Raw genomic sequence first — 16,588 nt, 5'->3', positions numbered from 1 at the left:
CGCGTTAAGAACTGTTCTGCGGGAACCGGATCAATGCCCGGTCAGCACCAGCGTGTTGACGGGCATCAGGATCAGGCGCAAACGCAAACCTGCCGCATGGACCACGCCAATTGTGTCGACCACGTGCAGGAAAGCAGCTTTCCAAAAGCCCAAATCCTCGTGTTCCAGACGGTCATGGTTGTCGGTGTAGACATTGGCCAGACAGTTGCTGCCCGGAGGAAGGTCATCGGCCATACCTTTATACAGCGGCTCCATATAGACCAGAATCGAGCCGGGATTGGTGTTATTCTGCACATCCCGCAGTTCATCCGATGGACGGATCTGGCCGGACGGTATGACATCCTGCACCTCGACCACCACAGTGGGAATTACGGTGAATGGCTTGGTCATGCAGCCCAACTCACCGATCATACCTGGTTTGATCACCTGAGCAGACAGCTGGTTGAAAGCAGCCTGAAAACGGTCATGTCCGGTATGCGACGGAACGAGGATGCCCGCAGGACGCAACAACGGGCTCACGTAATCACCAACTTGCAGGCTAAACTGTTCGACCCGTCCGGTAACACCGGCGACAATCAGCGTTTTGTCCAACTCGGTCTGCGCGGCATCCAGCTGTGCAATGGCGCTGGCCAGTTGCGCGGGGATCAGCTCTTCGATCTGCTGTTCAACTGCCGCACGCCTGGATTCGGCCGCAACCACCTGCGCCTCACGCTCGGCAACAAGGTTTTCCAGCCGCTCGATCTCGGTCAGCCGGACAGCGCTTGAACCTTGGTCGCGCAGGGTCGTATTTCGTTCAAGATCGTCCAAGGACTGCGCCAAAGCCGCCTTGGCGCCGGCAATACCGGCATCAGCCTCGGCCAGATCAGTTTCAGCCACTTTCAGCGAGGCCTGAACCTGTGCGATCTGTGCATTTGCTGCCTGAACCTGTGCTGTCTGGCTGAAATCTTCGATCCTGAAAATCGGCTGGCCAGCAGTTACCAGTTCATTGTTCTTAACGAAAATTTCCGAAACACGGCCACCTAGCTGCGGCAGGATCGTCACGGTTCGAAAATAGGACGCTGCGGTTTTGCTGGCTGGGTGAAAATAAAACAGCGTGGTGATTACCGTCAGCGCCAGAATGGCACAGGTCGTAAGACCCCAGCGCAATTCGTACCACATGGTGAAAAGGGTGATCTCGTGACCGATACGTTTGCCCTGAACAAACCGGCGGAACAGATAATCGGGCAGCACCGTGATCAGGGCGCAAAGCAGGGTCTCAATCATGTGTTTTGTTCCTGAACGTCCGTGGATTCTGAAACGCCAGGGGTTGGCGCAGGTGCCTCGGGCACCGGTTCCGGAGCAATCGCACGTCCAAGAGAACGAATGGCATCGGCAATGTTTTTAAGCGGGGTTGCAAAATCCGGAAACTGGAACCCTGCGACTAGTACAGCGGCAATCCAGAATATCCCGTTATGAGTAAACAGGGCCAGCAGCGCCAGAATGCCCACCAACTGAAATTGCGGATGGTTGTTCTCGTGCGCCATTTTTTCCGGAACCGAATGAAGCGTCAGGTACCCAACACCGATCAGCACCACGAGAATGACAAAGAAGACGACCATAGCCGAAAAAAGGTAATCGCTTCCGTCAGCTGCGACGACGTATCGGGGAATGTGCCCAGTGGCCATTGGATGAAGATCTGCTGCGGTCACCTTGCCCTCCTGTTCGTTTTGATACTTCTTTGACCGGGTTGAAGCCCAAATTCAAGGCTGCATATATTTTGGAGAATCTTCGGAATGCCAAATGCTTGACCCAAAAAGCTAAATGAAACCCAGAAAACTTGTGGCGAACCTGCTGCGGAAGGAACACAAATAATGATCGATTTCATCGTCATCGGGGGCGGAATTGCCGGGTTGAGCGCCGGAGCGCGCTTGTCGCAATATGGAACCGTGATGGTTTTAGAGGCCGAAGACGCCTTGGGGTATCACGCGTCGGGTCGCTCGGCAGCCCTGTTTGAAGAAAGCTATGGTCCGCCATCCGTGGTGGCGCTGAACAGGGCTGGAGCGGAATTCCTGCGCACGCAGGACGGTGGGTACCTGACCCCGCGCGGATTGATGCTGATCGGTTCATTTGACCAGAGCGAAGTTTTCGAAGCCGACCGCACAGACCTGAACATGGAAAGAATTTCGATGGATCAGGCGATTTCGAGCGTTCCGATCCTGAACCCGGCCAAGGTGGGTTTCGCGGCAATCAGTGAAGCCGCATTTGACATCGATACTGATCGTCTGTTGCAGGATTTCGCGCGGACCATTCGCAAGAACGGGGGAACCGTTGCAACCAAAAGCAAAGTAACCGGCATTCGAAAAGAGCGGCATTGGCTGGTCGAGGCCGGGCAGATCTTCGAAGCCCGCAACCTGGTGAATGCGGCCGGTGCATGGGTGGACGAAATCGCCATGCTTGCCGGGGTACCACCTATCGGCATCTCTCCTCGCCGCCGATCAATGGCGCGGCTGCCCGCCCCCGGAGGCCATGATGTATCCGGATGGCCCATGATGCTGGGCACAGGCGAAACATGGTACGCCAAACCGGACGCGGGCAAGCTGCTTGTTTCGCCTTGCGAAGCCGACACCGTACCACCTCAGGACGCCTATGCCGACGACATGGTGCTGGCCGAAGGCCTGGCGCGCTACGAAGAATTGATGACCGAGGCAGTAACACGGGTCGAAACGAACTGGGCAGGATTGCGCAGTTTCGCACCGGACGGAACCTTGGTGCTTGGGCCCGACCCGATTGACCCGTCGTTTATCTGGTCTGCGGGTCAAGGCGGGTATGGTTTCCAAACAGCACCAGCAGCTTCGCAGTTGTTGTGTGATCTTGTGATCGGAAACGCGCCGGTGCTGGATCCTGACAGTGTCAAATCGCTGACCCCAAACAGGTTGAACAGATGATCAAACGCTATCTACCGCCCTCTGCGAGTGTCGCCAACGTGGGGGAGGATGGTAAACTTGTTGCCCCGGCAGCAACTCGGAACTCCGATGCGCTTTGTGCGGTGCTACAAGACTGGGCACCGCGCCGCGGGCACGCACTGGAGATTGCAAGCGGAACCGGTCAGCATGTCTGTGCGTTTGCTGATTTGCTGCCCGATCTGACGTGGCATCCCACCGAACCTGACCCTGAACGCCGCAATAGCATCGACGCCTATGCCAGCGCCTTACCCAACGTGGAAAGCGCCGAACATCTGGACGCAACGAATTCGGGCTGGCATGCGCGCTTCCCATCGCAGGACCTGATCGTCTTGATCAACCTGATACATTTGATCAGTTGGCAGGATACCAGAACCATTTTCGCCGAAATCGCTCAGTCCCTGACTGAAAACGGGAGGTTCGTTTTGTACGGCCCATTCAAACGCTCGGGCCAATTGACAAGCGACGGGGACAAAAGGTTTCACGAGGCTCTGATCGGACAAGATCCCGACATTGGCTACAAGAACGACAAAGATATGCTTGGCCTGTTCCAGCAGGTAGGGTTGCGCGTGCTGAAAACCATCGACATGCCCGCAAATAACCTTGCATTTGTTTCCGAGCGCCCTGCCAACTGATCGAGATCAAGGTCAACTTACCACTGCCCGCACATATTCCCGTTATCTTATATGAAAAAGGCACTTAAAATGGCTTGGCAAGAAAAGCTCTCGGCAACACGTACAAGTTTGCGCAATCTCAACGGGGCCATTCCCGACACGTCGCGCGCATTCGGCGCGCTTGGGAAGGCTGTGAAGGAAGGCGGAACGCTCGACTATAAAACAAAGGAATTTATAGCGTTGGGCATGTCGGTGTCGCTCCGCTGCGAGCCCTGCATTACGCTGCACACCGACGCGTTGGTCAAAGCAGGCGCAACACGCGAGGAGGTGTCCGACGTTTTGGGTATGGCCATTCAGATGGGTGGTGGACCAGCCATGATGTATGCTGCCAAGGCGTTGGAATGTTTCGACGAACTATCCGCGTAACCAACAGAAAAGGCCCCGGAAATTCCGGGGCCTTAGATTGATCAACCGTCCTTGCGGATGGTTTCGTTTTTCGGATCATAGGGGCTGTCGCATGTCACGACAGCATCCCACAGCTTGTCCTGCATCTTGACCTTCAGCTTGGTGCCTTCGACTGCCAGATCAGGCTTCACATAGCCCATCCCGATCGACTTCTCGAACGCGATAGAATAGCCGCCCGAGGTCAGACGGCCTACACGCTCGCCTTCCGGCGTGTACAGCGCCTCGCGGCCCCACGGGTCGGCATCGGCCGGACCGTCGATCAGCAAGGTGCAGCACTTGGCGCGCACACCGGTCTCCTCCAGCTTGGCCTTGCCGTGGAAGTCCTTGGACAGGTCGACAAAGCGCGGCAGGTCGGCTTCCAACGGGGTCGCATCGCGGCCCAGTTCGGTGCCAAAGGCGCGGTAAGATTTCTCCTGACGCAGCCAGTTCTGGGCACGGGCACCGACCAGCTTCATACCGTGCTTCTCACCGGCCTTTTCCAGCAAATCGAACAGGTAGTTCTGCATCTCGATCGGATGGTGCAGTTCCCAGCCCAGCTCACCGGTATAGGCCACGCGGATCGCGTTGACCGGGCACATGCCCAGCTCGATCTGACGGGCCGACAGCCACGGGAAGCGTTTGTTGGACAGCGCGCTTTCCGGGTCGGCGTCCTTGATGACTTCTTTCAGAACATCACGCGACTTGGGTCCGGCGATAGCGAAGACGCCCCATTGCGTGGTCACGTCCTGGATTTCGATGTAACCGAACTCCTCCATCTTGTCCTCGGCTGCTTTACGCAGATAGTCGGCGTCGTACTCGGTCCATGCACCGGCAGAGACGATGTAGTAGTTGTTCTCGCCATTGCGGACGATGGTGTATTCGGTGCGGGTGGTCCCGTGCGAGGTCAGCGCGTAGGTCAGGTTGATACGGCCGACCTTGGGCAGCTTGTTGCAGGTGAACCAGTCCAGGAACTGAGTGGCACCGGGGCCTTTGACGACATGCTTGGTGAAGGCCGACGCGTCGATCAAGCCAACACCTTCGCGGATCGCTTTGGCTTCTTCGACGGCGTACTGCCACCAGCCGCCACGACGGAACGAGCGTGCTTTCTTGTCGAAATTCTCCGGTGCGTCCAGCGGACCGTAATAGTTCGGACGTTCCCAGCCATTGACCCAGCCGAACTGGGCACCGCGCGCTTTCTGACGGTCGTAGGCCGGAACGGTACGCAGCGGACGGCAGGCTTCACGCTCTTCATCCGGGTGGTGAAGGATATAGACGTGCTCATAGCACTCTTCATTCTTGCGCGCCGCGAACTCGGTGGTCATCCAGTTGCTGCTGTAACGCTTGGGGTCCAGCGAGGCCATGTCGATCTCGGCTTCGCCATCGACCATCATCTGTGCCAGATAATAACCGGTGCCGCCCGCAGCCGTGATGCCAAAGCTGAAACCCTCGGCCAGCCACATGTTACGCAAACCCGGAGCCGGACCAACCAGCGGATTACCGTCCGGTGTATAGCAGATCGGGCCGTTGAAGTCATCCTTCAGGCCGGATTCGGCACAGGACGGCACGCGCTCGGCCATTGCCATGTACTGCTCGGCGATCCGGTCCAGATCCAGCGGGAACAGGTCGGCGCGAAAGCTGTCCGGCACACCGAATTCGAACTGCGCGGGGGCGCCGTGTTCATAGATACCCAGAATCCAGCCACCGCGTTCTTCACGCGCATAGGATTCGTTGTCGGCATCGCGGACAACGGGGTGCTCGGGGTTGCCTGCTTCGCGCCATTTGACCAACTCGGGGTCTTTGTCCATGACGATAAAGGTATGTTCCACCGGGATGGCAGGCATCTTGATGCCCAGCATCTTGGCGGTGCGCTGCGCGTGGTTGCCCGACGCGGTCACAACATGTTCGGCGGTGATCACGACCTGCTCGTCGGAAGGCACCAGGTTGCCGCCCTTTTCAACCATCTTGGTGCAGGTCACTTCCCAGTGCGTGCCGTTCCAGTGGAACGCGTCAGCCTGCATCTTGCGCACGATCTCAACCCCGCGCTGGCGGGCCCCCTTGGCCATCGCCTGGGTCACATCGGCAGGGTTAATATAACCGTCCTCGGTGTGATAGATCGCGCCCTTCAGATCCGATGTCTCGATCAGCGGCCAGCGTTCCTTGATCTGGTCCGGGGTCAGCCATTCGTATTTCACATCACAGGTTTCGGCGGTCGAGGCATAGAGCATGTATTCGTCCATACGCTCTTGCGTCTGTGCCATGCGCAGGTTGCCCACAACCGCGAAGCCTGCATTCAGGCCGGTTTCTTCCTCAAGCGTCTTGTAGAAATCCACCGAATACTTGTGGATATGGGTCGTCGCATAGGACATGTTGAACAGCGGCAACAGGCCCGCGGCGTGCCAGGTGGATCCGGACGTCAGCTCGTCCCGTTCGATCAACATCACATCGTCCCAGCCCGCTTTGGCCAGGTGATAGGCAATCGAGGTCCCAACGGCGCCGCCGCCTACGACCAATGCTTTGACTTGGGTTTTCATAACCGGGCGTCTCCCCTTGAAATCAGTTGACACCATATGGCGTACTTAAGGGGGATAGCGCGACATTCATCCGACCAGTGATATGAAAAAAACGACCCGAATATCGAAAGCGGGTCGCATTTCATTCGCCGCACCGCTGCCCTCAACCACTGGAGCGGCAGCGTTTGCTTGTTCCGACCGAGACGCAGACCATTTTGCCAATTTCTTCCGAGGGATTCTTCACCGCCGGTTCCCGTGATGGCGAAGCCTGCGCCTCTGCCGCGAACCAGCCGTCAGAAAGACCGACACGCGAGGATACCGAGGCAAGATATTCCTTCATGCCCAGACCATTTTCCGATGCTTTTGCTTGCTGAACATAGTCCAACCCTGCAACGGCCAACCCGCAGATGGCTACAAACCCCGCCAGATATTTTGCGCGCATGTCGCCCATCCTCTATCCTCAACCCCGTGAAACCAGAACATGTGGACGTTTTGAGGGCGTAGATACGGACCAGAGGGCGAATACGGCTACGCGTCGTCCGACAAGATCTTGCCGGGATTCATGATGTTGTCTGGGTCCAGCGCGGCCTTGATCGCTGCCATGTACCGCGTGGCGGCGCCCAGTTCCCTGGTCAGATAAGGCCGCTTTCCCTGCCCGACGCCATGTTCACCGGTACATGTGCCTTCCATGGATATCGCCATGTCGTTCAGCCAGCCGACAAACCCCTCGGCCTTGGCAGTTTCTTCAACGTTTTCCATGTCGATCAGCAGCAGCGTATGGAAATTGCCGTCCCCCACATGGCCCACGATGGGCGCCAACAAGCCGAGGCCAGCAGCTTTTTTCTGCGTTTCGGTCACACACTCGGCCAAACGCGAGATCGGTACGCAGACATCGGTCGAGATGCCCCGCGCACCGGGGCGCAATTGCAGACACGCCCAATACATATCGTGCCGTGCCTGCCAAAGTTTGTTCCGTTCTTCGGTGGTCGAAGTTGCTGCAAAATCTGTGCCACCAAACTCTTTGGCGATCTGACCAAAGGTTTCAGCCTGCTCTACAGCACCGCTTTCCGAGCCGTGAAATTCCAGCAACAACAAAGGTGTATCCGGCAGACTCAGCCCGGAATAGGCGTTGGCGGCCTGAACCGACAACTCGTCCAGCAACTCGATCCGGGCAACCGGGATGCCGTACTGAATCGTCATCATCACCGCACGGCACGCGGCATCGACGGTCGGAAAGGAACACCGGGCCGAACTGATCGCTTCGGGGATACCCTGCAACCGCAATGTCAGCTCGGTGATGATTCCCAACGTGCCTTCGGCCCCGATCAGAAGACGGGCCAGATCATAGCCGGCTGAAGATTTCTTGGCCCGGTGCCCGGTACGAATGATCTGACCGTCTGGCATTACGGCTTCAAGGCTGAGAACGTTGTCTTTCATCGTCCCATAGCGCACTGCATTGGTGCCCGACGCGCGGGTAGCGGCCATCCCACCCAGCGACGCATTCGCCCCGGGATCAATCGGAAAGAACAGGCCCAGATCGCGCAAGTGTTTATTCAACGCTTCGCGCGTGACACCGGGCTGCACGACACAATCCAGATCCTCGGCATGAACTGCAAGCACACTGTCCATTTGCGTCAGATCGACCGAGATGCCCCCCGCCGGCGCATTTACATGCCCTTCCAGCGATGTTCCTGTTCCGAACGGGATCACTGGCACCCGATGCGCTGCGCAGGTTTTGACGATGTCCGAAACATCCTGCGTGGAATGCGGGAAAACCACGGCATCGGGGCTTTGGTTTTCGATCCAGGTCGTGGTGTGCCCATGTTGTTCACGGACAGCGGCACCCGTTTGCAACCTGTCGCCAAAGCGCTGCTTGAGAATGCCTATTACGGTTTCAATACCAGCTTCATTCCTTGGTAATGCGGTTGCCTGCACCATTGTCATCCTCCCCAGCCCCAAAAACGTTTTGGGCCTTTCAGCCTATGACTAAAAGGCCCGTTAAAAGCAGGCAATCCCCACTAATACCGAGGGTCTATTCGCCCAGCGCAATCCCTTCGCGGCGCGGGTCGGCACCACCGCTCAGCCTGTCACCGATTTCGATGGCGTGCAGCCCCGAAGTCAGGTCGCGTGCGTTGACTTCGAAACCCAGCTGAGCAAGCGCGTCTGTAAAACCTTCTGCCGAAGTCGCAGCCTCGACATCATATGTTCCGAACCGGTTGACCAGATGAGGCAGGGAAACCGCTTGCTGCACATCCATTCCCCAATCGGCCCAGGCGATGATGGACTTGGCGACATAGCCGATAATCCGGCTGCCGCCCGGAGACCCGATAGCCAGAACCGGCTCACCATCCCGCAACACGATGGTCGGGCTCATGGATGAGCGCGGACGCTTGCCGGGCTCCAGCCGGTTGGCAATCGGCACACCGTCGCTGTGTGTCTTGAACGAGAAATCAGTAAGCTCGTTGTTCAGCAGGAACCCGTTTGTCATCAGGCGCGACCCAAAACCATTCTCGATCGTCGTCGTCATCGACAACATATTGCCATAGCTGTCCACGATCGAGATATGCGAGGTTGACGGCAGTTCCAGCGACACGTCGTCTGCCCAAATCAAAGCATGGTCAAATTCCGGTTTACCCGGTGCGACTTCGGACAAGGCCACTTCGCTTTCCAGCAACGCCGCCCGCTGGGACAAGTAACCCGGATCAACCAGCCCCTTGGTGGGCATGGGTATGAAATCGCTATCTGCCATGTACCGCCCACGATCCGCAAAGGCGAGGCGCGAAGCATCGCCGATCAGGCGCCATGCCTCGGCACTTTCGGCGCCCATTGCTGCAAGGTCATAGCTGTTCAACATCCCCAGAATCTGCCCGACGGTCAGGGCACCCGACGACGGCGGGCCCATGCCGCAAACCTCGTAGGCACGGTATTCGGCACAGACCGGTTCACGTTCGATCACCTGGTAGAGCGCCAGATCCACCCCCGCAAGAACGCCGGGATTTCCGGGGGCGTTTCGGACTGTTCGCACAATATCCGCAGCGATCTCACCTCCGTAAAACCCCGCAGCGCCCTCGCTGGCCAGCACGTGCAATGTTTCGGCATAATCCGGGTTCATCAAACGCTGTCCCTGCTGCAACGGCTGACCATCAGGCAGGAAGTATGCGGCTGTTTCGGGAAAGCGCGACAGGCGGTCAGCATCGTTTTCGACAAGGCTGGCCAGACGCGGGGACACCAGAAACCCTTCATCCGCCAGTCGGATGCCATCGGCAAACAACCCGGGCCAGGACGCGCGCCCCCATCTTCGGTGCGCCTCTTCCAGCAGTGCAGGCGTACCCGGTGTACCCACCGACAATCCGCCCACCACCGCATCGAAGAATTTCAGCGGCTCGCCGTTTTCGTCCTGAAAGAGCGTCGGGGTTGCGGCAAGCGGTGCTGTTTCGCGGCCGTCCAGCGTCGTCATTTGCCCGCTGGCCGCGTCGTACCAAACCAGAAACGCACCCCCGCCCAGACCAGAGGATTGCGGTTCGACCAGTCCCAGCACGACCTGCACGGCCACCATCGCATCCGCGGCAGACCCGCCCGCGCGCAGCACTTTGGTCCCGGCCTCCACCGCCAGCGGATTGGCCGCAGCTATCATCCAGTTTTCGGATGTGACCGGAACTCCCTCAAGCTTGGCTTCGAGGGCTGCAATAACCTCATCGGTCATCGCCTGAACCTGCCCTTCTGTCGCGCCCTCAGGGGCAACGGCGTCGGCTGTTTCCTGCGCGAACCCCGGTGTCGAAATAGTAAGTGCGGTAGTAAGCAGCAGTGCTGAAACATGTCTCATCTGTTCTAACCCTCCAATACAATCTTTATTTTCAATCCTGTAAGGATTTTTCCCCCTCTGCAACGAGCAGGCATGGCAGCGTGTTATCACAGCGAAGTTTCGCCATATCCGCTATGGTTCGGTTTCTTCGGCGCGACGATCCTGATCATAGCGGGTCATTCCGGTGAATTCGGGCAGCCACGCCTCGCGCCGGGTGGTCCAGCATTCATATGTCGGTGTGAAATGGTCAGGCGCATCAAGGCTCCCCAAATGCACTTCGACTTCGGTACCGCTTCGGGCAAATACTGGAGATCCGCAATCAGGGCAAAAGTACCGGTCGGAATAGCTTTTTGCCTTGCCGATTATCCTAACAGCAATTACCGGAAAAATGGCTGCCGCATAAAACAACGCGCCATGGTGTTTGCGGCAGTCCAGACAATGGCAAATCCCGACGCGAAGAGGACGGCCCGAAGCCTTGATGCGCAGATTTCCACAGCGGCATCCCCCTTCAAACAAATCCATCCATGATCCTTTCCGACGCGTCAGAGCATCGCAGGCACAACCTGATCCGGTGGGCGGTGGCCATCTTCGAAGGTTTTGATGTTGATGATGACCTTTTCACCCATCTCAACCCGGCCCTCCAACGTGGCCGACCCCATATGCGGCAGTAGAACCACGTTGGGCAATTGCCGCAAGCGCGGGTTCACACTGGTTCCCTGTTCGTAGACATCCAGCCCCGCGCCCGCAATTTCCCCCGTACGGATCATCCGGGTCAAAGCGTTCTCGTCAATAACCTCACCCCGCGAAGTATTTACGATCACTGCCGAGGGTTTCATTAGCTTCAGGCGGCGCGCGTTCATCAGGTGGAAGGTCGACGGCGTCGATGGACAGTTGATCGATATCACATCCATACGCGCCACCATCTGATCCAGACTTTCCCAATAGGTCGCCTCCAGTTCTTGCTCAATCTCTGGGCGCAATCGGCGGCGGTTGTGATAATGGATCTGCATACCAAACGCCTTGGCGCGGCGGGCCACGGCCTGTCCGATCCGGCCCATACCCAGAATTCCCAGTCGCCGCCCGCCAATGCGACCACCCAGAAACGCGGTGGGTGCCCACCCGGTCCAGTCGCCTTGCTGCATGACGCTCAACCCTTCGGGAATGCGCCGTGTCACAGCGAGAATCAGGGCCATGGTCATATCTGCCGTGTCGTCGGTCAGCACGCCGGGCGTGTTGGACACCAATATGCCGCGCTGCCGCGCCGTCGCCACATCGATATTGTCGACACCAGCCCCGTAATTGGCGATCAGCCGCAACTTTTCACCCGCCTGACCCAATAGCCCGCCATCAATGGTATCGGTCACCGTGGGCACCAGCACATCGGCATCCTGCACCGCTGCTACTAATTCCTCACGCGTCATTGGGGTGTCGTCGTCGCGCAGGCGCACGTCAAACAATTCGCTTAACCGGGTTTCTACTGCCTCAGGCAACCGTCGCGTAACAACAACACTTAAACGTTCTCTTGGCACCTCGGCTCTCCCACTGCTTTGCAAACGGACGCGCGCCATGGCATCGTGGCGCAGGATAAGGCGGGGCACAAGAACCCCAATGGCATTGAGTCGACCTTTTTTCAAAACCGGATCAACAGGCATAAGAGCGGGCAGTCAGTGAGTGGCATTCTACCTGTAAAACGCCGATCTCTGGCGGCAGTTTCCGTATTTCTGGTCATGTTCGGTGTCTGTGCCGCACATGCCGAGGTCAAACGCGGTTCGGTCACCAACCTACCCCTGCCCCGCTATGTTTCGATGAAGGCAGCCGAAGGCAACGTGCGACGCGGACCATCCCTAACCCACCGAATCGACTGGGTATTCAAACGGCGCGGCATGCCGCTGCAGGTCACCGCCGAATACGGAAACTGGCGCAAGGTTCAGGACCGCGACGGCGCGGGTGGCTGGGTTCACTATGCCTTGTTGTCTGGCGTTCGAACGGTGCTGATCGAATCCGAGATGCTGCCTGTTTATGCCCGCCCCGATCCAGCCTCGCCCGTGAACGCTCATTTCGAGACCGGAGTAGTGGCGCGCCTTGGAACCTGTTCGCAGGACTGGTGCCGGATCACCGCTGGCGGATACCGTGGCTGGACATTGAAATCGAACCTTTGGGGCGTCGATCCTTCCGAAATTCGGGAATAGGCGAAAGACGAATTCCGGTATCCGCGGTTGCGCATCGCCCTGAAAAAGCGCGACAAGGTGTTTGAGTTACCGGCCCAATCGCCGCTTAACTCGACCTAAATGGAGGACGCTATGCGCGCAGTCACTTATTCAGCCTTCGGAGACGCTGTCGATGTCTTGCGTATACAGGATATTCCCCTGATCCAGCCTGAACCAGGTGAAGTCACGGTCGAGTTGTCCTATTCCGGCGTAAACCCCTCGGATATCAAGGCCCGTGCGGGAACCCGGCCGGGTGTCACGGAACCCCCGTTTCCGCTGATCGTTCCGCACAGCGACGGGGCTGGAGTCATCACAGCGGTTGGCGATGGAGTACCCGCGGCGCGGATTGGCCGGCGCGTGTGGATTTGGAACGGGCAATGGCAGCGCGCATTTGGTACAGCTGCCAGCCACATCACCCTGCCCGAATCTCAGGCTGTCGAACTGCCCGAGACAGTGTCACTTGAAACCGGGGCAATTCTTGGAATTCCGGGCCTAACCGCAAGCCATGCGGTGTTCTCGGGCGGCGCACCGGGCGGGCAAACCATATTGATCCATGGCGGGGCGGGCACCGTCGGGTATCTGGCTGTGCAGCTTGCCAAATGGGCCGGAGCCAAAGTGATCGCAACGGCCAGCGCCCGCAACTTTGACCGGGTCAAGGCAGCTGGTGCGGATGTCGTGCTCGACTACACCGGTGAACACCTTTCGGATCAGATCCTCGATGCAAATGATGGGCATGCAATCGGTCGAATCGTCGATGTCGAATTTGGACAGAACCTTGCCACCAACATTGCCGTCATCGCCGAAAACGGCCGTATCAACGCATATGGATCTGCCCGGAATATGACACCTGTCTTTCCCTTTGGACCCATGATGTTCAAGGCCGTGACGCTCGAAGCGGTTCTGATCTACCTGCTGCCCGCGGACTTGCGCGCCGCCGCAATAAAGACATTACACAAGGCACTGACTGATGGCGCACTGATCTGCCCCGTTCACAAGGTCTTTACGTTGGAAGAATGCGCTGCGGCCCATGCGCTGGTACAAGAAGGCAACCGTACCGGAGCGGTGTTGATCGATACCAAATGAGGGGCCTTCAAAAAAAATTTACGGCGCTCGCTTTTTTTGCAAAACGCTCTTGAACCCTGCCATCAACAATCGTAGATAGCCGCTCACCGTTGGGGTGTAGCCAAGTGGTAAGGCAGCGGTTTTTGGTACCGTGTATCGTAGGTTCGAATCCTACCACCCCAGCCAGATCATCAGAACATAGAACGACGACAGGACCTTGGGTCACCGATACCCGAGAAATGCCCCCGTTTATGCCCCAGTGGTTTCGGGTGTTGTGACGTCCTCTGACCTCTCCTCTTTCCTAACCTCTAGCGGGGGTTCTATGGGGGTGGGGAATAGGTATAAGTAATGAATAGAAACCGGAGGATAGAGAGACTCGAGTATCCTCGTTCCTGATCCATAATACATAGAGGGAGGAGGAGGTTATGGGGGAGATAGAGAACCCATGGCACTCGCGACCAATCGACGTTCACCGCTGGTCGGATCACCCTGAGGTCGCTGAATTGGTCGACCGCATCTGGGACGACTATCAGTGCTGAATAGGGTTGGAGAGGCATCTAGGCATGTCGGGTTCGAGCCCGCAACAGACCTCGACCCAATGTGCAGAAACAGCTAGTTTGGCCGGGAAACAGAGGTTGGTCGCGGGCGGTCTGGAATGGGCTCCATGGCATATGACGTCTCGCATACGACCCCATATGAATCGCATACGATTTCCGTATGAGCCGGACCGTGCCGACACCAGTCAGTTTGCAACCCGCCCTTTCTCGGTGGCCATAGCAAGTTCGGCCCGGATCAGCTTCGAAATTTCCTGCGCTTCCGACCGGATCACGAGCTTCATGAGCGCACCGTTGTCCTCGGCCAGCCTGAAATAGTCGTAAGGGGGGCTTTTATGCAGCCAAACTACAGTGACGGGCGCGCTGCCCGGCGAGACTTGCAGGGTTCCAGTCGTGCGAATGACGGTCACGATCCGCGGGTCGTAGCTTGCCCCGGTCGGCACGAAGGCAATCTGCGTCTGCAAAACAAGATTGGATGCGCTCGAGCGCGATACACGCAACGAAGGGCCTTCGGGCGTTATTCGTCCGGGGCCGACGACGTAGTTTCCGACGTCGCGCCAAGGCTCGGACTTAACTGCAACGGCCTGCAAGGTATTTGACGCGGCTTCAGTTTCCGCCTTGGTGTGGCCCTGCGATGCGCCATGCGCACCGCCAATGATCGCGGCGGTCACGGCAACGATACCGATCAGTACAACTGCGGCGCCGCAGCCGATTCCATCGCAACTTCCCCATTCTGCGGTGAGGACGCTCACAGCACCGCTTCCGGCGCCGACGATAGCGGCATTCCCTCTGCCGGCCAGCGGCTGGCCCGGCGTTTGGAATTGCCCGAACGCAACAGATCGGACGTCAAGCGTTTCACGACCGGTCAGTTTCCACGGTGTCCGGTATGAATCGAGATCGGCTGATCCGGAACATGCGACAAGCGAGACAATGGCAATGGCGGCGACGACTTGCCGGCCGATCCCGAGCCAGTGCGGGCTACTGCAGGAGCGAGGAAGCAACGGTTTCACCCGTGGTCATGTCCGTCAGGACAAACTGGAAAGCGCGCGCTGACCCAAGTTTTCGCGCCTTAACTCGATAAAGGTGATCTGCACGAAGTACAGCCACGAGGGTTGCGCCCACAAGATCGTCCGAAGTGTCGAAAAATCCCCCCTCGAAACCCGTCGCATAGAGAATTGCAAGTTCATGCTGGCCTGCCGTAGCTGGCACGAAGCGCGTCTCTGTCCCGTCTGAGTGCCTCTGGATGCGGACAACTGATTCATAGTAGTTCGTCAGCGCCTCGCCCTTCTTGCCGGCCAAGGGCGCACTCAGCACGTTCTTGCCATCAATTTGGTAAAGGGTCAGCATGCTGAGAATGCCCGTTTGGCGACTAATCTCAACAAAGGCTGTCTTCGTGACTGCCGGATCGGGCGGGCGATAGAATCTGACATCGAAGTCGCTGGGTTCCGTGCAGGCTCCAAGGAGGACTGGCAAAATGATGACCGGGATGAAAGCGCTGTATCGCCGGAAGCGACCGGTTGCCGCAATGGCTTTAAGCTTTGGATGGATTTGCATGAGAATTGAAAGTATCTGCATTAGTAGTTACCCCCAGTCTTGAAACCAGTCTCCAGCAAGTTTTGGCGCGGAACCAGTCCTTTGCATTGATCTTGGTCAAGCTGGACGCGCCGCACCCGAAATTGGGGCTTTGATGAATCGATTGAAACGCGCCACCAACAGCACCAAACTGCTTAAGCGTCTGCTCCCGGCCGAGATCAGTTGTTTGGCAAGAGGGCGTGAACGGCAGCTTTTTCTTCATTTCGGTCGTTCGCCTATCGGTTATTCCGGCCCACCTATTTCTGCCGCTTCAACAATGAGCCACAAACGGCACCACCTCTCGCCCAGTTCTTCGTTCATGTTCCACCAACCGTTGAAGATACCCCTCTGACCGGGCTGTCTGCCGCCAAATCACGTAGTCTCTCACATGGTCGGCTTTGGGGTCGGCTTGTTCGTCCAGCCCATAGAACTGGTTCGACGTAGGCAACGGTGCACCGGCCACTTCCTCCGAAGCCTCCGCCATCACCCGCTTCAACTCTCCAACTCGGGTATAGTCGATGATGTAACTGTCATGCACGGATAGGACTGGAACGGCTTGATCGCAGAAGTAACGATGAACGCGCTCCGCTATCTGACTATCAAGGTTCATCAACTGGATACCTTGATCCGCGAACAGAAAGTCCTCGATGTGAGGGGTTTTCTCTAGGAATCCCTTCAGTAACGAATCCAGTTGTTCGTTAGTCAGTGTCTTGCCTGCGTGGCCGGTTGGGTATCCGTCTCGAAACGCCCGGAAAGCAGCATCCCTAGAACCAGCGTTTATCGCTGTGAGTACAAGCCGCTTGATAAATTGACGCTGTAGCACTGGAGGTAGCCATGCACCCAGTATGTCAGGCAACTCATAAGGGTCGCCAGCAAGTTCTTTT

General features: G+C 57.6%; 16 protein-coding genes and 1 tRNA gene. 6 read left to right on the top strand and 11 right to left on the bottom strand.

What is annotated here, in order from left to right; genetic code table 11:
• Positions 1-30: 30 nt before the first annotated feature.
• Together ACR0BF_RS06695 and ACR0BF_RS06690 are read right to left on the bottom strand one after the other, a co-directional pair.
• Positions 31-1,263 (bottom strand): HlyD family secretion protein, encoded by a 1,233-nt coding sequence (locus tag ACR0BF_RS06695; RefSeq protein ID WP_480554009.1) that lies wholly within the window; start codon positions 1,261-1,263, stop codon positions 31-33.
• Positions 1,260-1,664, bottom strand: a complete 405-nt coding sequence (locus ACR0BF_RS06690) for a hypothetical protein (RefSeq protein WP_480476916.1) — start codon at positions 1,662-1,664, stop codon at positions 1,260-1,262. The genes ACR0BF_RS06695 and ACR0BF_RS06690 overlap by 4 nt, the downstream gene beginning before the upstream one ends.
• 186 nt (positions 1,665-1,850) lie before the next feature.
• Between ACR0BF_RS06690 and ACR0BF_RS06685 the strand changes: the two genes are divergently transcribed.
• The 3 genes from ACR0BF_RS06685 to ACR0BF_RS06675 all read left to right on the top strand — a co-directional run bounded on the left by ACR0BF_RS06685 (position 1,851) and on the right by ACR0BF_RS06675 (position 3,979).
• On the top strand, positions 1,851-2,924 hold the full coding sequence (locus ACR0BF_RS06685; RefSeq protein WP_480624543.1) for an NAD(P)/FAD-dependent oxidoreductase: 1,074 nt from the start codon (positions 1,851-1,853) through the stop codon (positions 2,922-2,924).
• Positions 2,921-3,574, top strand: coding sequence for a DUF938 domain-containing protein (locus ACR0BF_RS06680; protein WP_480624542.1), 654 nt, complete (start codon positions 2,921-2,923; stop codon positions 3,572-3,574). The genes ACR0BF_RS06685 and ACR0BF_RS06680 overlap by 4 nt, the downstream gene beginning before the upstream one ends.
• Before the next feature lie 69 nt (positions 3,575-3,643).
• Positions 3,644-3,979 (top strand): carboxymuconolactone decarboxylase family protein, encoded by a 336-nt coding sequence (locus tag ACR0BF_RS06675; RefSeq protein WP_209504659.1) that lies wholly within the window; start codon positions 3,644-3,646, stop codon positions 3,977-3,979.
• A gap of 41 nt (positions 3,980-4,020) precedes the next feature.
• Here ACR0BF_RS06675 and ACR0BF_RS06670 read toward each other — a convergent pair whose 3' ends face one another.
• The 6 genes from ACR0BF_RS06670 to ACR0BF_RS06645 form a co-directional block, all read right to left on the bottom strand.
• On the bottom strand, positions 4,021-6,528 hold the full coding sequence (locus tag ACR0BF_RS06670; RefSeq protein WP_480624541.1) for a GcvT family protein: 2,508 nt from the start codon (positions 6,526-6,528) through the stop codon (positions 4,021-4,023).
• A 142-nt stretch (positions 6,529-6,670) separates the two neighbouring features.
• Positions 6,671-6,949: a hypothetical protein gene (locus ACR0BF_RS06665; RefSeq protein ID WP_480624540.1), complete on the bottom strand. Its 279-nt coding sequence runs from the start codon at positions 6,947-6,949 to the stop codon at positions 6,671-6,673.
• 86 nt (positions 6,950-7,035) lie between these two features.
• Entirely contained in the window at positions 7,036-8,445 is a 1,410-nt protein-coding gene (locus ACR0BF_RS06660) for an FAD-binding oxidoreductase (RefSeq protein WP_480624539.1), read from the bottom strand.
• A gap of 94 nt (positions 8,446-8,539) precedes the next feature.
• A complete protein-coding gene (gene ggt, locus ACR0BF_RS06655) occupies positions 8,540-10,330 on the bottom strand; it encodes a gamma-glutamyltransferase (RefSeq protein ID WP_480624538.1) in 1,791 nt (596 codons plus the stop codon).
• A gap of 111 nt (positions 10,331-10,441) precedes the next feature.
• Positions 10,442-10,831: a GFA family protein gene (locus tag ACR0BF_RS06650; RefSeq protein WP_480624537.1), complete on the bottom strand. Its 390-nt coding sequence runs from the start codon at positions 10,829-10,831 to the stop codon at positions 10,442-10,444.
• A gap of 20 nt (positions 10,832-10,851) precedes the next feature.
• Positions 10,852-11,838, bottom strand: coding sequence for a 2-hydroxyacid dehydrogenase (locus ACR0BF_RS06645; protein ID WP_480622181.1), 987 nt, complete (start codon positions 11,836-11,838; stop codon positions 10,852-10,854).
• A gap of 198 nt (positions 11,839-12,036) precedes the next feature.
• On the opposite strand from ACR0BF_RS06645, the gene ACR0BF_RS06640 reads away from it, so the two are divergent.
• From ACR0BF_RS06640 to ACR0BF_RS06630, 3 genes are all read left to right on the top strand, one after another.
• On the top strand, positions 12,037-12,498 hold the full coding sequence (locus ACR0BF_RS06640) for an SH3 domain-containing protein (RefSeq protein ID WP_480554140.1): 462 nt from the start codon (positions 12,037-12,039) through the stop codon (positions 12,496-12,498).
• A 111-nt stretch (positions 12,499-12,609) separates the two neighbouring features.
• Positions 12,610-13,599: an NADPH:quinone reductase gene (locus ACR0BF_RS06635; RefSeq protein ID WP_480604587.1), complete on the top strand. Its 990-nt coding sequence runs from the start codon at positions 12,610-12,612 to the stop codon at positions 13,597-13,599.
• Positions 13,600-13,689: 90 nt separating this feature from the next.
• Positions 13,690-13,764 (top strand) — tRNA-Gln (locus ACR0BF_RS06630).
• A 556-nt stretch (positions 13,765-14,320) separates the two neighbouring features.
• Here the strand turns inward: ACR0BF_RS06630 and ACR0BF_RS06625 are convergent.
• From ACR0BF_RS06625 to ACR0BF_RS06615, 3 genes are all read right to left on the bottom strand, one after another.
• Positions 14,321-14,884, bottom strand: coding sequence for a hypothetical protein (locus tag ACR0BF_RS06625; RefSeq protein WP_480624536.1), 564 nt, complete (start codon positions 14,882-14,884; stop codon positions 14,321-14,323).
• 226 nt (positions 14,885-15,110) lie between these two features.
• Entirely contained in the window at positions 15,111-15,707 is a 597-nt protein-coding gene (locus tag ACR0BF_RS06620) for a hypothetical protein (RefSeq protein WP_480624535.1), read from the bottom strand.
• Between the two features lie 268 nt (positions 15,708-15,975).
• A partial coding sequence (locus ACR0BF_RS06615; protein WP_480624534.1) for a hypothetical protein occupies positions 15,976-16,588 on the bottom strand: 613 nt, incomplete at its 5' end.

This window comes from Ruegeria sp. AG7, assembly GCF_056541545.1.
The sequence above is the reverse complement of the archived record's forward strand: the minus strand, read 5'-3'. Positions and strand labels throughout refer to the sequence as shown.

What these genes read in the sequence shown, in the direction of transcription:
- ACR0BF_RS06695 (WP_480554009.1), bottom strand. Translation starts at nt 1,263, where the DNA reads ATGATTGAGACCCTGCTTTGCGCCCTGATCACGGTGCTGCCCGATTAT.
- ACR0BF_RS06690 (WP_480476916.1), bottom strand. Translation starts at nt 1,664, where the DNA reads ATGGCCACTGGGCACATTCCCCGATACGTCGTCGCAGCTGACGGAAGC.
- ACR0BF_RS06685 (WP_480624543.1), top strand. Translation starts at nt 1,851, where the DNA reads ATGATCGATTTCATCGTCATCGGGGGCGGAATTGCCGGGTTGAGCGCC.
- ACR0BF_RS06680 (WP_480624542.1), top strand. Translation starts at nt 2,921, where the DNA reads ATGATCAAACGCTATCTACCGCCCTCTGCGAGTGTCGCCAACGTGGGG.
- ACR0BF_RS06675 (WP_209504659.1), top strand. Translation starts at nt 3,644, where the DNA reads ATGGCTTGGCAAGAAAAGCTCTCGGCAACACGTACAAGTTTGCGCAAT.
- ACR0BF_RS06670 (WP_480624541.1), bottom strand. Translation starts at nt 6,528, where the DNA reads ATGAAAACCCAAGTCAAAGCATTGGTCGTAGGCGGCGGCGCCGTTGGG.
- ACR0BF_RS06665 (WP_480624540.1), bottom strand. Translation starts at nt 6,949, where the DNA reads ATGCGCGCAAAATATCTGGCGGGGTTTGTAGCCATCTGCGGGTTGGCC.
- ACR0BF_RS06660 (WP_480624539.1), bottom strand. Translation starts at nt 8,445, where the DNA reads ATGGTGCAGGCAACCGCATTACCAAGGAATGAAGCTGGTATTGAAACC.
- ggt (WP_480624538.1), bottom strand. Translation starts at nt 10,330, where the DNA reads ATGAGACATGTTTCAGCACTGCTGCTTACTACCGCACTTACTATTTCG.
- ACR0BF_RS06650 (WP_480624537.1), bottom strand. Translation starts at nt 10,831, where the DNA reads ATGGATTTGTTTGAAGGGGGATGCCGCTGTGGAAATCTGCGCATCAAG.
- ACR0BF_RS06640 (WP_480554140.1), top strand. Translation starts at nt 12,037, where the DNA reads ATGTTCGGTGTCTGTGCCGCACATGCCGAGGTCAAACGCGGTTCGGTC.
- ACR0BF_RS06635 (WP_480604587.1), top strand. Translation starts at nt 12,610, where the DNA reads ATGCGCGCAGTCACTTATTCAGCCTTCGGAGACGCTGTCGATGTCTTG.
- ACR0BF_RS06620 (WP_480624535.1), bottom strand. Translation starts at nt 15,707, where the DNA reads ATGCAGATACTTTCAATTCTCATGCAAATCCATCCAAAGCTTAAAGCC.